The organism is Arcobacter sp. s6 (assembly GCF_040884245.1).
Taxonomy (GTDB): Bacteria; Campylobacterota; Campylobacteria; order Campylobacterales; family Arcobacteraceae; genus Aliarcobacter.
Window position 1 is genome coordinate 80,760 of the sequence record NZ_JBEVTN010000001.1, and the last position, 16,482, is coordinate 97,241.

The following is a 16,482-nucleotide window of genomic DNA, read 5'->3' on the forward strand; positions in this document are numbered from 1 at the left end:
CTTGGCAAATATAAAAAATATACCAATTAGCTTTAAAATTGGTTTTTCTTTTTTATTAATTTCTTTATTTCTATTAACTATTTTATTTATTTTATTAATTCCAAAAATAGAGAAAGAGCAATATAACAATGCTTTATTACAAACTGAAAAGATAGTTTTATTAACTAAATATCAAATTGACCTTGTAGTTGATTATTTTAAATATTATAATATCTTTGAGAAAAATGAATCAAAAATTAAAATTTCAAACCAAATAGAACAAATAAAATTAAAATCTGAATTTGATACAAAATATATCGAGAAAAATTTAATAGAAGATTTAAGAAATATAAATACAAACTATAATTGCCAAATAACTCTTAGCAAAAATAGTGAAAATATTCTAAATTTAAAAAATGATAAAGTAAAAAAAAGCTTTGATTTTAAAAATACAAAATATGATGAATGGGAAAATATATCCCTTAAAAACAATCTATGTCCAGCACCTAGTTATTATCTATTTAAAACTATCATAAACAATAATGAATTAAAACTAACTTGTAGTTCATACTTTGAAAACTCTTATACAAATATAGAAAATGATGTGAAAGAAATAGTACAAAATGGCTTTAGTTTAAGTGAAAATATTCATAAGGGTAAAATCTATTTAATGTGGATAAATAAAGAAATAGATAAAAATAATTTAGATAAATCATTAGACACAATCAATAATGACAATAATCAAAACTATTGTGTTAGCAAAATCTCAAATTATAGAGTACCTAAAAGTGGTGAATTAACTATAAATGATATTTTAGAAGTTAAAAATACAAAAAATATAAAACACAAAATTGATAATAAAGATACACTTACATGGATTAGTAAAATATATGAAAATGAAAATGAGAAATTTGTTTTTGTACTAAGTGCATTTGAAGATGATTTTATAAATGATATAAATAGTCCTATTGTAAAAATTTTGCCTATATCAATTTTAGCATTAATATTATCAATTTTATTTGGATACTTTTTATTTAAAAAATGGATAAAAGATATTGAAAAACTATCAACAACTGCCAAACAAGTTTGTTTAGGAAAACTTAATTTTAGAAGTAATATAAAAGGAAATGATGATATAGGAATACTTGGAATTGCTTTTGATTCTATGCTTGATAAAATTGAAGATAATATTAAAACACTTGACTATAAAGTTGAGGAAAGAACAACAGAACTTACAAATTCACTCCAATCAAAAGAGTTACTTTTAAAAGAAATACACCATAGGGTTAAAAACAATCTTGCATTAACAATAAATTTTATTAAATTACAGAAATTTAAAATTAATGATAAAAATATTGTAAATGCATTAACTAGTATTGAAAATAGAGTTTATACAATGGCCCTACTTCACACTAAACTTTATGAATCTACCAATCTTGATTCTATTAATTTTAATATTTATATTAATCAATTAATAAAAGATATTAAAACTACCTTTGAAGAAAATCTAGATGTTAGCATTATTATAGATGTTGAAGATATATTTTTGGACATAGATCAAGCTATGCCTTGTGGATTAATAATAAATGAATGTGTAGTCAATGCATTGAAATACGCATTTATTGATAATAATGGAATTCTAGAAATAAGATTCAAAAAATCAAATTCTGAGTATATTTTAGAGATAAAAGATAATGGAATAGGATTAAAAAAAGATTTCAAAATAGAAGAACTAACAAGTTTAGGACTTAGCTTAGTAAACTCAATTGCAAATACACAATTATATGGTAATTTAGAAATTAAAAAAGAAATAGGAACACATTTGATTATAAAGTTTCCATTAATATAAAATATTTCTTGATTAATATCATTGTCAAAAATTGTCATTTTGATATATTTTGTCCAAATAAAAAGGAATATATTATTATGGATAATTTAGTTAATAACATAGAAAGATTTCCTCAAGGTCACCCTGTAAGAGTTTACCTTGAAGAAAATATACTAATAAGAAAACTTTTTGAAGAGATTTTTAAAGTAGATGTAAATACAGATTTTCAACTATTTTTTAATCTTTTTAATCAAATAAGCCAAGTTGAAAAACATTTTTCAAGAAAAGAGAATCAACTTTTTCCATATCTTGAAAAATATGGTTGGACAAGTCCAAGCCAAGGAATGTGGGCTTTTCATGATCAAATTAGAACTGAAATAAAAGTTGTTAGAAAAAGAATTGAAGATAAAAATTTTGAAAATATTTTAAATGATTTAATTGTAGTCTTCAATAGCCTATCACAACTTATGTTGGTTGAAGAAAATAGACTTCTACCAAATGCAATGAATTTATTAAATGAAGACGATTGGAAAGAGATGTATGAAGGTGATTGTGAAATTGGTTGGATGTTTGCAAATGCACCTCAAAGATATCCTGAAAAAATAGAAGAAGAGTATATTCATCCAAGTTTAGATACAAAAAAAAGAAAATTATCTTTTTCACTAGAAGATAGAACTCATTTTGATGAGGGTTATTTAACAATGGAGCAAGTAAATTTTATATTTAAATTCTTACCTATTGATATAACTTATGTGGATGAAAATGATAAAGTCGTTTTCTATAATAGAGGAGATGAAAGAGTATTCCCAAGAAGTGCTGGAATTATTGGACGTGAAGTTAAATTCTGCCATCCTCCTAAAAGTGTAGATCAAGTTTTAAAAATACTAGAAGAGTTTAAAGCGGGACGACAAGATACAGCTGAGTTTTGGATTCAATTTAAAGGTAAATTTATTCATATTAGATATTTTGCAATTAGAGATGATGAAAAAAACTACAAAGGTGTTATTGAAATGTCTCAAGATGTTACAGAAATAAAAGCACTTGAAGGCGAAAAAAGACTTCTGGATTGGAATTAAAAAGGATAAATTATGACAAATGAAAAACTCATGGTACAGCTTTTTGGTTTTTCATCACCCACTTATTACAAGTGGTCAAAACATGAAAAAAGAAAGATTTTTGATTTAATAAATTATGCTTTTTCAAATAATGAACTTGCAGAGTTTTTAGAAACAGGTAAAATAAGAAAAATTGAAAATCTTGCGAATGAAAGTCAATTATTAGAACATGCAATAAAATTTTATAAAAAATGTAAGCATGTCACAAACTATAAAATTGCGAAAAATTTATTACTTTTATTAGAGAAAAATTACAAAGAAAATCAAAGTGTAAATATTGAAAAAATTGCTGAAGATATTTATTGCAGCAGTGATGAATTATTTGATATTGACAATGAAAACACTTCATTGAAACAGCAAGATGAAGTGCTTACTTCAATGAAATTTGTACTATTTAATTTAATTCAAAAACAGGAGTGTTCAGTATTAGAGTATATTTGCAAAAATAGAAATATTATAGAAAAGAAAAGTAATCTTCCAAGTAAAAGCCTATCAAATAAGTATTTAAATAAGATTTATCACTTATCTACTGTTTAGCTTCTTTTTCTTGCAGATTTGTTTTTCCACACTTAGGACAAGGATTTCCAGGATTTGAATAACATGAGTAACAAAATCTTGTATCACATCCTTCGCAAGTATATTTACAATGCTTACATACAAAAGTTCTAGGTCGAGCTACTTTACTCTTATCTTTATTCTTAAATAACCAATTAAACATATTTTTTTCTCTTCCTTTGAAATAAACTCAAAGGAAGTATATTTGATAAAAATTATATAAACAATGATGTATATCAAAAATTTAATATACATTCAAATTTCAATTAAGATAATTATTATCAATATTGTATTAAGATTCGATTTATGGAAAATAAAAAAAGTTTACTAATCATATTTACTCTAATTATCTCAGCTCATTTATTACTATTTGCAAACATAGTAGTTGAAGAAAAAATAGTAGTTGCACAAAATAAACCAGCAAGTACAATTTCAAAAATAAATCTAAAAAATGTAGTAATAAAAAAACCTGAACCAAAAGTAGAACCTGTTGTCGAGCCTATTGTTGAGAAAATCATAGAAAAACCTTTACCAGAAACTAAAAGTAAAAATATAGTAAAGCAAGAAAAGAAAAAAGAAGTAAAAAAAGATGAGAGAAAATTTTTTGAAAAAGTAGAAAAAACGGAAGAAGTAAAAGTTGAACAAAGAGCTGAAGCAATAGTTCAAGAAATAGCTTCAAAAGAAGTAATTAAACAAGAAAATACAATAGATCCAAGCCAAATAGAAGCTCTAGAAAACGAATACTTATCAAAACTAAGATATGTAATTGAAAAAAATAAGATTTATCCAAATGCTGCCAAAAGATTAAATCAAATGGGGAAAGTTCATGTTAGTTTTATTATTTCAAAAGATGGGGAAATTAAAGATATAAAAATCATAAAAGATTCTAATTATAAAAGATTAAATGAAGCAGCTTTGGAAATTCTTGGGAAAATTAATCGATTTGAGCCAATACCTGAAAAACTAAATAAAAATTCTTGGGAAATTACAGTTCCAATTATTTACGAAATAACAAGGAGTTAAGAATTATGGGAGTTGATTTAATCAATTATATTGATAGAGGTGGAATAATAGTATATATCCTTATTTTTTTAAATATTATTGGTTTTACTATTATGTTTTGGAAATTAGTTGTAATTGCATTGTCAAGTAATAAAAGAGAGTTTTTAATAAATGAGATAATCCTTTTTGCAAAAGAAAACTCAAGTGAATTTAAAAAAGATTCAATTGAAAATTTTATTAATAGAAAAATAAGAAAACTAGAGTTTGGATTAAATACAGTTAAAATAATCGCTTCAATTGCTCCACTACTTGGACTTTTAGGAACTGTAATTGGTGTTTTAGAATCATTTGATTCTATTACAAAAAGTGGATTAGGTGATCCTTCTATTTTTTCAAGTGGTATTTCAGTGGCTTTAATTACTACAATTGCTGGATTAATTGTAGCAATTCCTCACTACATTGGTTATAACTATATTGTTGGTATTTTAGATGATATTGAGCTAAAGATTCAAAAAGAGGTTCTTAAAAAAATATGAAAAAAAGAGAGATATTAACTCCTGATATTACACCACTTATTGATGTTGTTTTTATTCTTTTGATATTTTTTATAGTATCTTCTGTATTTAAAAAAGATGAGTTGGCTTTGGTTTTAAATCTTCCAACATCAAGTGCTCAAGAAATCGAACTTAAACAAAAAGAATTGATTATTGAATTAAATAATGAGAACTTAGCTCTTTACGGAAAAGAAATTACAAAAGAATCATTAGAAATTGAAATTTCAAAAATTGAAGAAAAAGAAAAAAATATAATCTTTAGAATTGACAAAGAAGTAAAATATGAAAAAATAATTGAAGTTTTAGAAATCTTACAAAAACATCAACTATTTAACATATCTTTAATAACTGATACTAAAAAATAGATAAATAAATTTATCTATTTTTTACAATGTTCTGCGTAATATTCACCAAATTTTTTATTTGTACCATCTTTATCTTCATGTGAAGAATATTTAGTTGTAATTGGATTACATTCATCTATCCAGCTATATAAATCATAAATTTTTACTGTTTTAAATCCCATTTGTCTAAAAGTTTGAGCTTCAATTACTGCTCTTGATGCTGAATTGCAAATTACAATTAAATTTTCTTTTACAAACTTATTATTATCATCAAGAACGATACTTTCTAATGCTTTCTCTGGAGATTCTCTTCCTACTCTTTGTGTTCCTTTTATAAAACCAGCTGACCATTCTTCAAGAGTTCTAACATCTACAACTGCCCATTTTTCATCTTTTAATGCAGCTTTTACTTCATCAGTACTTGCATATAAACCATTTTTTTTAGCATCAGCTTTTAATGACTTTGATAATGTACTATAGTCAATAAACTCACCAGCAAATAAAGTACTAGCTATTAGCCCCATAGACAAAACAATTTTTGAAAATTTCATAAAGTATCCTTTTGTTATTTTATATAAAAATTAGTTTATATAAAAAAAGATTAATACTCTATAAAATTATAATTATAATTTATATATTAAATATAAGTATATATTATACTTTTACTTTTACTTTCTCGAAAATTTCTTTTAATTCTTCTAAATTAAAATCAGTTTCACCCATCTTTGATTTACTTTCAATATCTTGTAAAATATTTACTGCATCATTTATTACTAAATTTGCACAAGAACCTTTTAAATAATGTGCAGTTTGTGATATTTTATTACTATCTCTTGAATTTATAGCTTCTTGTATATTATTAATATCACTATCTAAAGTTAGAAAGAAATTATCAAGTAACATATCAATAGTAATTTCATCTAATCCTAATTGATTAATTGCATCATTTTTATTAAAGGTAATAACTATTTCTTCCTTTACTATTTTAAATTCTTCACTAGTAGCATTTGTTTCATTTATATGCATTTTAGGATCCCTTGTATTATCATTTAAAGTTAAATAAATAGTAAATATTTCTTTTAATTTATTCATATTAATTGGTTTTGTTAAATAGGCATTCATTCCTAGATCTAAAAATTTCTCTTTATCACCTTTTATTACATTTGCAGTTAATGCAACTATTGGAATATTTACTAAGCTATTGTTTTTTTCATATTCTCTTATTTGATTGAAGGCATTTACACCATCAACAATAGGCATATTAATATCCATTAAAATTAAATTATAAATATCATTTTTATATTCATTTATAGCTTCTTGACCATTTGAAACTATTTTATAATCTAAATTTAAATTTTCAAGAATATATTTTATTAATTCTTGATTCAAAGTATTATCTTCAGCAACTAGAATCTTTCCAGAATATGAATTATTAAAAATTATTTCTTCTTTTTTTTCTTCAATATTATTTGCATTATCAGCACATTTTTCTAATTCTAAGTCAAACCAAAAAGAACTTCCAAAATCAATTTGACTTGAAACTTCAATTTTTGAGCCTAAAAGTTTAATTATATGACTACTAATACTTAATCCTAAACCCGTTCCTTCATATTGTCTATTTGATTCATTATCAACTTGAATAAAAGGCTCAAAGATATTTAACAACTTATTTGATGGTATCCCAATACCATTATCTTTTACTAAAAATCTTAATTTTATAAAATTATCTTTTTCTTGAATAAATGATATTTTAAAATCAATTTTACCATTTTCTTTAGTAAATTTAATTGCATTATTCAGAAGATTCGATAAAACTTGCCTAATTCTAATTCCATCACTTAAAACACAATTTGGAATATCTTTATTAACATTAAAATTAATATCAATATTCTTTTCATTTGCTTTAGTAGAAAAAAGCTCATATACATTTCTAGAAATTTCATGGATATTTGTTTGCCTAATATTAATATCAAAATTTCCACTTTCTATTTTTGAAATATCTAAAATATCATTAATAATTGCCAATAAAGATTTTGCACTATCTTCAATTATTGAAGAGTATTTTTTAGAAGATTCATCAATATTAGAATTATTTGTTAAAAGTTCTGAAAAACCTATAATTGAATTAAGAGGAGTTCTAATTTCATGACTCATATTTGCTAAGAATGTTGATTTTACTTTATCAGAATTTTGAGCTTTTAAAAGAGCCTCTTTTAAAGATTCTGTTCGATTTTCCACTTCTTTTTCTAGTGTTTCATTTATTTGTAATAACTCTTTAGTTTTTTCATCAACCTTATCTTCAAGATGTTCATTTAACTCTTTTTGAGTAGAAATAAGAGTGCTAATCTCTTTTGCCATATCATTAAATGAACTTTCAAGTTCACCTATTTCATCTTTTGAAGAAACTTCAATTCTATAATCTAACTCATTATTAGTAAATTTCTTCGTACCAATTAGAAGGTTATTTATTTTTGATATTATATAATCTGACATCCAAATAGCTATAAATATAATTATTAAAACTAGTGTTAATGTAATAATAGTTAATTCATTAATCAACATATTTATAAAACTTTCAATTTCAATTTGATTTGCATTTACTATTGCTTGCATACTATTAGTTTGACTTCCTAATATTAATAAAACATCTTCTTTTGTTTTATTTGCAGCTGAGTGGAAATCATCAACACTAGCACCTATTGATACAAATCCAAATCCACGTTTTGTATTACCATATTTACCAGTGTAGTATGGAATTGTAGCTGCCGTTGTTAATTTCCAAACGTTACTCCAATTTATAATAAAAGAACCATATCCACCATTTTGTGTCAATTGCATCCAACCTTCACATTGTGGTGCAAAGTTCAAATATCTACAATCTAAACCAACATTTCCATTTTCTTTTAGTTGTCTTAAATTTGGTTTTTTACTAAGACTTTGTTCTTCAAATATTGGATAATCTTTTAGAAATTCATTTATATCTTTATTTGAAGCATAAAATTTTTCTGCTAAATCAGCACTAAGCCAAGGCATTGCTTTTTGCCCTGTATTTTTGTCATATCCAACAATTGAATAATCCCTTGGATGTGAAATATTTTTTCCCTCATAATCCCACATAAAAGCATAATTACCCAGTCTTGCATCTGAAATATTTTGCTTTACACTATTTCCTGTAGGATTTGAAGTATCTGTAAATTCTCTTATGTGTCTATGATCTAAAGCCATTGAAACATATCCAGTTTTTATTCCATCTTTATATACAGGAGTTATAAATCTAATTATTCCTTCAAATCTTTCTCCTAATGGATTCTCAATTCCTGCATATCCATATTTTTGTGGTTCAAACTCAATACCTGCTTTTTTTGCCTTATCTTTTGTAAAAGTACCTAATATTTTTGAACCTACATATTCACCAATTACATCAGAAACATATATTTCATTTTGCTTCAAATTAGCTATTTCATCAAAATAAGTTTCAGAATTTACATAAGTATTTTTTTTATCAGATAAATCTAATTTATTTGAATTAATAGAAGATACTTTATATATCTCTTTTCCATCTAAATCAAAATAACTAAGTTCTTTGTAAATAGGAATAGATTTTACATTGTACTGCATTGGATCAATATAGTTAAACTCTTTTTCATTATCTTTTAAATTAGCTTTTGTATTAGCTCTTTGCTCTTTCATTACTTGTTCATCAGTTTTATATTCGTCACTACTATTATCATAATAATAGATACCATGAGTAGTAATATTTTTATTTTTTGTATTATAAAAATCTTCTAGTGTTTGTTGATTTATTTCAAGTTTTGATAAAAAAAGTAAATCATTATCTCTTTCATATAAAAAATCAGCAACTTTATTTGCAATTTCATATGAAGTTTTTTCTAAATTTTCTTGTGATTTCTTATCCAAATTTCTTATACTATCTTCAATAGATAAATTTGCAGTGTTTTGAATAATATTTTTACTTTGATCAAATAATAATTTTGTACTATTATTTAAATACAAATCTAATTTCATTACCCCATTATAAGCTATGTAAGATATCGCTAAAAGAGGGATAACCTTTATAATAATAAAAAGAAATATTAGCTTTACTTTTATCCTAAAATTTTTCATTTTTCTTCCTCTTTTCTATAAATCACATGAATATGAAATTATTTTATTTAGTTTTCTTATTAATTCATCTTTATTTTCTATTAATTGATTTTGCATATTCTGTAAAATTTCAACAGCCTCATCTAAACCAACAATTAAGCAAGAGTTTTTTATATAATAAAGTTTTTGAGCTATTTCATCTTTATTATTGTTTATTATAAAATATTCTAATTGTTTTAGATCTTCCATTATTTCTTTTTTAAATAATGAATAAAGTTTTTGAACTACTTCATAGGGTAATTCAAGTTTTTTCGAAATATTAATTAGATCTATTTTACTTGGAACAACCTGTATAGAAGAGTCATTTAGTAAATATTTTTCCAAAATATTTACTAAAATATCAAATTCAATAGGCTTTGATAAATAGTCATCCATTCCTTGTGATAAATATTTTTCCTTATCCCCTGCTATAGAATTTGCAGTTAATGCAATAATTGGAATATTATAATTTAAATATTTTTCAAAATTTCTAATCTCTTTTGTTGCACTTAATCCATCCATTATTGGCATATTAATATCCATTAATATTAAATCATACTTTTCTCTTTTATACTCAAAAAAGGCTTCTTCCCCATTTGAGACAATAGTGGATTCTAATCCTAATTTATTCAATAATATTTGTATTAATTTTTGATTATTTAGATTATCTTCTGCAATTAATATTTTCCCTTTGAATGTAACATTAGCTGTTGAAACTTTTTTAATTACAATACTATTTAATTTTAAATTTTCTGAAATTATATTAAATAATTTAGAACCATAAATAGGTAAATTTAGATAGTGATTTATATAATTTTTTGAACTGCATTCATTAATATTATTCTCATCTCCTATAAAAATAATAAATGATTTCTGATTATTTTGTTTAAATTCTTTCAAAATAAATTCTAAATTTCCATTACCACAACAAAATAAGATATCACCTTTTTTATCACTTTTATCATAATCAAAAACTTGTCCTAATTTATTGATATGATTTTCAACATTTTCTTTTAATATATTATTATTACCTTCACTACAATATAATAAAAATTTAAAATTATTATCTAAAGTTTTTTTGTCATTTTTAAATTTATCTATTTCAAAATCAAGATTAAAACTAAACTCACTTCCTTCATTGATATTTGAAATTAATTCAATTTTAGAGTTCATTAATTTTATAATATCTGAACAAATTGATAGTCCTAGTCCTGTTCCACCAAACTTTCTACTAATACCATCATCAGCTTGGGAAAAAGGATTAAAAATTATTCTTTGTTGTTCTTGGCTCATTCCTATTCCATTATCTTTTATAGAAAATCTAATTTTTGCTTTATTTTCAATTCTTTCTATAAACTTTACAGTAAAAATAATTTCTCCATATTCAGGAGTAAATTTAATTGCGTTACTTAAAAGGTTTGATAAGATTTGTTGTAATCTAATTGAATCTGATACTAATGAGTAAGGTAAAATAGAATCAGGACTATATATAAATCGGATTCTTTTTTCTTTTGATGCTACAGAAAAAAGCTCCACAATATTTTCAAGAAAAGATTCAAAAAGAAAAGATTCATTAAAAAGATCTAATTTTCCACTTTCAATTTTTGAAATATCTAAAACATCATTTATAATTCCTAAAAGAGATTTTGCACTTCTTGATATTATTTTTGCATTTTCTTTATGTTCGATATCAATATTTGATTCTGATAATATATTAGAAAATCCCATTATTGCATTTAAAGGAGTTCTTATTTCATGACTCATATTTGCTAAAAATATTGATTTCGCTTTTTGTGCAATTTCAGCTTTTTGTCTAGCATTTTCAAGTTCTGTAATATCTATTAAAGTACATAAATAGTGTGGTTTACTACTTAATATTGTTTTTGTACAACGTATTGAAAATATTTGGTTATTTCCATCTTTATCTATTCTTGAAATTTTATATAATGTTTCTGATTTTTCTACAAACTGTTGAAACCATAAAGATTCATCTAAAGCTGAATTAGAATATTCATTATTTATATCAAATAATTTAGAGAAATTATCAATTTTTCTCTTGTACTCATCTAAATTTAGAAAATTAAAAGTCTCAAAAAATCTTTTATTTGCATCAACAATTCCATTTTTTTCATCAACAATAACTACTATATTTTCTTGATTATTAAAAACTGTACTAATTCTTTCTCTTTGGGATTTTAATTCTTCTTGATAAACTATTTGTTGAGTAACATCAACACTTAGAGAAATTACTTCATTTATATTTTTATTTCTATCTAAAAGTGGAACAAATGTCATATTCAAATAATAAATCTCACCGCTTTTTTTCATATTTGAAACTATTGCATTCCATGTTTTCTTACTCTTGATGGTAAGTAGCATATTTTCAAATATGCTATTATCATTAATCTCATCTTTTACAATATTGTGGGATTTACCAATAAGTTCTTCTTTTGCATATTCACTGATTTTACAAAAATTTTCATTTACATATCTAATAATTCCATCTAAATCTATTGTACTTACAATTAATGATTCATCGATGGCATTTTTGTATTGATGAAGAAGATTTATAACATCTTGATTTTCTTGGGTTCTTGATTCAAGTAAAGATGATCTTTCTTTTAAAAGTGTATTTAATTCTTCCGTATTTACTGTAATTGTATGTTCTAAAAACTTTCTATCATTATCATTATCATCATATGTTGAAGAGATATCTTTTAATAGATTTATTATTGTTTCATCTAAAGTTGGAAAGTGGAAATCTTTACCTAGATTTCGTTTTAATTGTCTTTGTAATAAACGATGCATTGCTTATGACTCATAAATAGTTGTTAAAGTAATCGTCTGATTATGTAATTGACAATTTAATAAGTCATCTTGAAATGGAGCTATTTCACCATACGAATAAAAACCTGTCAAATGAACACTATCTCCTAATACTTCTTGTATTATTTCAAGCTCATCATCTATTAATTGATTCATTACTATTTTTCTTCCAACGCAGCTTACTATTAATCCAAGAGCTGTTTTGTCATTTATTTTATTAATTACCTCAGCTGCTTTTCCAGCTCCATTTATTAACTCATCAATATCAGGTTTCATAAGTCTTGCTATATAACCCTCAGGGACATCTCCTGCAAAAGTAATACTCTTTTCTTCTTCATTTATACCTAATAGTGTTCTTATTACTTCATGAGAATGCTCATTTTCTTTTATGTTCAAAGGAAATCTAAGACCACTATTTGGAAGATTTGATGAATGTTCTCCTAGGTATTTTTTATATAGATTTAAAGCTGGTTGATTGTCAATTTCAAAAAGTACGTTTCCCTTTGATTTTGTAATAATTCTTTGGGCACCAAATTCACTCCAACCTGCAAAACAACCACTTTGAATATTTAAAGAATCTCCATAAAAACCAACTGCAACAATAGTTCTTTTAGAAGGAAAATTATTTGCTATGACAAAAGTTTCTAGAAATCTTGCACCATCTCCTGCCATTCCTCCAGTTATAGGAGTAAACTTATTTATTTTATTTATACCATTAACTAATTTTGAACCATTAATCAATAATCCATCACTAATTAAAAAGATATGTTTTAAATTATCTTTAGGAAGATTATTTATTAAATCCTCTGAAAGTTTTTCAATATTATCATTATCAGAAAAATTAATAGTAGAAAGCTCAATCCAAGCACTATCAAAACAAACAGCAGTTGCAACTACTGGATATTTACTAACTTGTGAATTCATAATATTACCAGATGAAGAACAACCTACAATTTTAGCATTTGAGTATCGAGTTAGCATTTCAGAATATATTTTTTCATCTTTAATAATATCTGTATCACCAAATAAAAAAACTATATTTACTTTTGAATAATCATCACTTTGCAATTCACTATTTACTAAAGACCAATTTTCATTATTGTAAGTTAAATTTTCTAATTTCATTTTACTTCTCCTGCAAATCTTTTTTAATTTTTTCAAATAGATTATTTAATTTTTCTAAACTAAAATTATATTCTAAATTTTTAGCACGACTTTCAATATCATCTAATATTTCAGTACACTTATCCATTCCAAGATTCGAACAAGCTCCTTTTATATAGTGTGCTATTTTTGATATCTCATCACAATTTTTAGAATTAATTGCATTTTGTAATTTTTTTATATCACCATCTAATGTAAGAAAAAAATTATCCAAAAGCATATCTATTGTTAAATCATCCAAAAATAGACGCTCTTTAATAATATTCTTATTAAACTTCTCATCTAAGTCATCACTTTTAGTTCCAAGTTCATTTTCTGCAATAATTATCTTATTTTTATCCATTTGTAAATATTTTTTTAATACATTTGTTAAACTATTAAAATCAATTGGTTTTGATAAATAATCATCCATTCCTTGTGATAAATATTTCTCTTTATCTCCTGCTATTGAATTTGCAGTTAGGGCAATAATAGGAATTTTATAATAATCATTTTGTATTTCTCTTATGAGTTTTGTAGCATTTAAACCGTCAACAATTGGCATATTAATATCCATTAATATTAAATTAAACTGCTTTGTTTTATACATGTCAATAGCTTCTTGACCATTTGAAACAATAGTACTTTGTAAACCTAATTTAGAAAGTAATATCTCAATTAGTTTTTGATTATTTAAATTATCTTCAGCTACTAAAATATTTCCTTGTAAATCTTGAATTTTTGAAGATTTATCTAAAATACTTCTATTAATATTTGAGTTATCCGCAATTATATTATAAATTTTAGAGCCATAAATAGGTAAATCTATATAATAATCTATGTATGTTAAAACAGTTTTATCTAGATTTCTTTTTTCCCCCACATAAACTATCTTTGAATTTATATTGTATTCTTTGAACTCTAATAGTTTAATCAATAAATTATTAATATCAAAACAGAACAATATATCTATTTTTTGTGTTAAAGCCTCAGGAATATCATATACAGTACCTATTTTTTCTAAATAGTTTTTTACTATAGCTTTAATATTATCTTCATCATCTAAGCAATCGCAAATAGCAAATGAGATATCACTTCTTTTTATTTTCTCTTCACTTAGTGTTCCAATTCTAAAATCAACAGCAAATGAAAATTCACTTCCTTTATTTATCTCTGATTTTATTTTTATTTTAGAGTTTAATAAACTTACTATATCCCAACAAATAGCCAATCCCAAACCTGTTCCACCAAACTTTCTGCTAATTCCAGAATCTGCTTGTGCAAATGGCTTAAAAATTATCTCTTCTTGATCTTTACTAATTCCTATTCCTGTATCTTTAATTAAAAATAAGATTTTCACATTTTCATTATTCTTTTCTAAAACTTTTACTTCAAAATATACTCTTCCATTTTCAGGTGTAAATTTAATAGCATTACTTAAAAAATTTGATAAAACCTGTTGAAGTCTAAAAGAATCACTAATAATTAACTCTGGTAAAGTAGGATCAACTTTATATATAAATTTGATATCTTTATCTTTTATATTTACAGAAAAAAGCTCAACAATATGTTCTGTTAAATCAAATAATGAAAACTCTGTTTCTTCTAACTCAAACTTTCCATTCTCCATTTTTGATATATCTAAAACATCATTAATGATATTTAATAAAGATTTTGCACTTCTTGATATGATTTTTGCATTCTCTTTTTCTTCAATATTTATATTAGATTCACATAAAATATCTGAAAATCCTATTATTGCATTTAATGGTGTTCTTATTTCATGACTCATATTTGCCAAAAATGTTGATTTTGCTTTTTGTGCAATTTCAGCTTTTTCTTTTGCATCAACTAATTCTGTAATATCATATCTCAAAGATAAATATTCAATAATATCTCCATTATCATCTAAAATAGGAACAATAGTACTTGCAACATAATATGCTTGTCCATTTTTATTTCTATTTTTTAATATTCCTTTAAATATTTTTTTGGCTTTTATAGTTTGCCATAACTCTTGGAAAAACTCTTTTGGCATATCAGGATGTCGTACAATATTATGAGGTTTAGAAAGTAATTCCTCTCTTTTATATCCTGAAATCTCACAAAAAGTATCATTCACATAAATAATATTACCTTTTAAATCAGATTTTGAAACAATTGCACTTGAATCAACTGCTTTTTTATATTCAAGAAGTAAAAGATTACTGCTATTTAAATCTTTGGTTCTTTTTAAAACCTCATTTTCTAATAATGCAGTTTGAGATTTAATTTCTTTTTCTCTTCTTAAGAATAAAATTGTATAGTGAAGTATAAATGAAGTAATTACCAAAATCATAAAAGCTATACTCAATTTTATTTGAATAGGATTTAATAAAAACTGTTCTTCAAGAGGCATGATAACTTCAAAAGCACCTCTCACTTCTCCTATTTTCCAATCATTCTTTGGAGTATCTATTCTATTATTATGACAATTAAGGCATTCTTGAGAAGTTAAAACATCAGATACGGTAACTCTTAATACTTTTTTATTATCAATAAAATCCTCTTTAACAAATGTTTCAGAAGGATTCTTTCTTAAATACGACAAAGATTCTTTTTGATGTCCATCTAAAATTCTTTTTTGTCTATTCGGAAAAGGATAATCACTAAAAAAATTTACGGTAATTCCTCTTTCATTATTTAATCTTTCACTTAAATTATAAATTACAGTAGCAGGAAGAGGAATAGTATTTGAAGCAATTTCATGGTTATAATCAATTGCAATATCTGTTTTTGATTTTAATTTTTTTACAATTGCTTCATTATAGTAAGTTCTAAATATTTTTAAGTGATCAATTAAAGTCAATGATTCTAAAACAACCTTATCTTTTTGATTTTGTAAAGATAAAGTTGGTAAATAAAATATTACAAGCAGAGATAAAATAACAGAAGATACTGCTACTGGACCAATTATTGGATTTGTAATGGTTTTATAAATAAATTTAAACATA

The 16,482-nt window shown here is 24.1% G+C and carries 12 protein-coding genes; 6 read left to right on the top strand and 6 right to left on the bottom strand.

What is annotated here, in order from left to right; all coding sequences use genetic code 11:
- Position 1: 1 nt before the first annotated feature.
- The 3 genes from ABVS04_RS00385 to ABVS04_RS00395 all read left to right on the top strand — a co-directional run bounded on the left by ABVS04_RS00385 (position 2) and on the right by ABVS04_RS00395 (position 3,459).
- Entirely contained in the window at positions 2-1,828 is a 1,827-nt protein-coding gene (locus tag ABVS04_RS00385) for a histidine kinase dimerization/phosphoacceptor domain -containing protein (protein WP_368028666.1), read from the top strand.
- Between the two features lie 77 nt (positions 1,829-1,905).
- Positions 1,906-2,883, top strand: a complete 978-nt coding sequence (locus ABVS04_RS00390; protein ID WP_368028667.1) for a DUF438 domain-containing protein — start codon at positions 1,906-1,908, stop codon at positions 2,881-2,883.
- Between the two features lie 12 nt (positions 2,884-2,895).
- Complete coding sequence (locus tag ABVS04_RS00395; RefSeq protein WP_368028668.1) at positions 2,896-3,459, top strand: hypothetical protein; 564 nt, start codon at positions 2,896-2,898, stop codon at positions 3,457-3,459.
- On the opposite strand, the gene ABVS04_RS00400 is transcribed toward ABVS04_RS00395, so the two are convergent.
- Positions 3,449-3,640 (bottom strand): hypothetical protein, encoded by a 192-nt coding sequence (locus ABVS04_RS00400; protein ID WP_368028669.1) that lies wholly within the window; start codon positions 3,638-3,640, stop codon positions 3,449-3,451. The genes ABVS04_RS00395 and ABVS04_RS00400 overlap by 11 nt on opposite strands.
- Before the next feature lie 143 nt (positions 3,641-3,783).
- Here ABVS04_RS00400 and ABVS04_RS00405 point away from each other — a divergent pair, with 143 nt between their 5' ends.
- From ABVS04_RS00405 to ABVS04_RS00415, 3 genes are read left to right on the top strand one after another with little or no spacing between them, the layout of a single operon-like run.
- Positions 3,784-4,500, top strand: a complete 717-nt coding sequence (locus tag ABVS04_RS00405; RefSeq protein ID WP_368028670.1) for a TonB family protein — start codon at positions 3,784-3,786, stop codon at positions 4,498-4,500.
- 5 nt (positions 4,501-4,505) lie between these two features.
- On the top strand, positions 4,506-5,015 hold the full coding sequence (locus ABVS04_RS00410; RefSeq protein ID WP_368028671.1) for a MotA/TolQ/ExbB proton channel family protein: 510 nt from the start codon (positions 4,506-4,508) through the stop codon (positions 5,013-5,015).
- Positions 5,012-5,398, top strand: coding sequence for an ExbD/TolR family protein (locus tag ABVS04_RS00415; RefSeq protein ID WP_368028672.1), 387 nt, complete (start codon positions 5,012-5,014; stop codon positions 5,396-5,398). Before ABVS04_RS00410 ends, ABVS04_RS00415 begins: the two co-directional genes overlap by 4 nt.
- 14 nt (positions 5,399-5,412) lie before the next feature.
- Here ABVS04_RS00415 and ABVS04_RS00420 read toward each other — a convergent pair whose 3' ends face one another.
- From ABVS04_RS00420 to ABVS04_RS00440, 5 genes are all read right to left on the bottom strand, one after another.
- Entirely contained in the window at positions 5,413-5,928 is a 516-nt protein-coding gene (locus tag ABVS04_RS00420; protein WP_368028673.1) for a rhodanese-like domain-containing protein, read from the bottom strand.
- Between the two features lie 103 nt (positions 5,929-6,031).
- Positions 6,032-9,403: an ATP-binding protein gene (locus ABVS04_RS00425; RefSeq protein ID WP_368028674.1), complete on the bottom strand. Its 3,372-nt coding sequence runs from the start codon at positions 9,401-9,403 to the stop codon at positions 6,032-6,034.
- 114 nt (positions 9,404-9,517) lie between these two features.
- Positions 9,518-12,328, bottom strand: a complete 2,811-nt coding sequence (locus ABVS04_RS00430) for an ATP-binding protein (protein WP_368028675.1) — start codon at positions 12,326-12,328, stop codon at positions 9,518-9,520.
- 3 nt (positions 12,329-12,331) lie between these two features.
- Positions 12,332-13,471 (bottom strand): FIST signal transduction protein, encoded by a 1,140-nt coding sequence (locus ABVS04_RS00435; protein ID WP_368028676.1) that lies wholly within the window; start codon positions 13,469-13,471, stop codon positions 12,332-12,334.
- A 1-nt stretch (position 13,472) separates the two neighbouring features.
- Entirely contained in the window at positions 13,473-16,481 is a 3,009-nt protein-coding gene (locus ABVS04_RS00440; RefSeq protein WP_368028677.1) for a response regulator, read from the bottom strand.
- Position 16,482 lies beyond the last annotated feature (1 nt).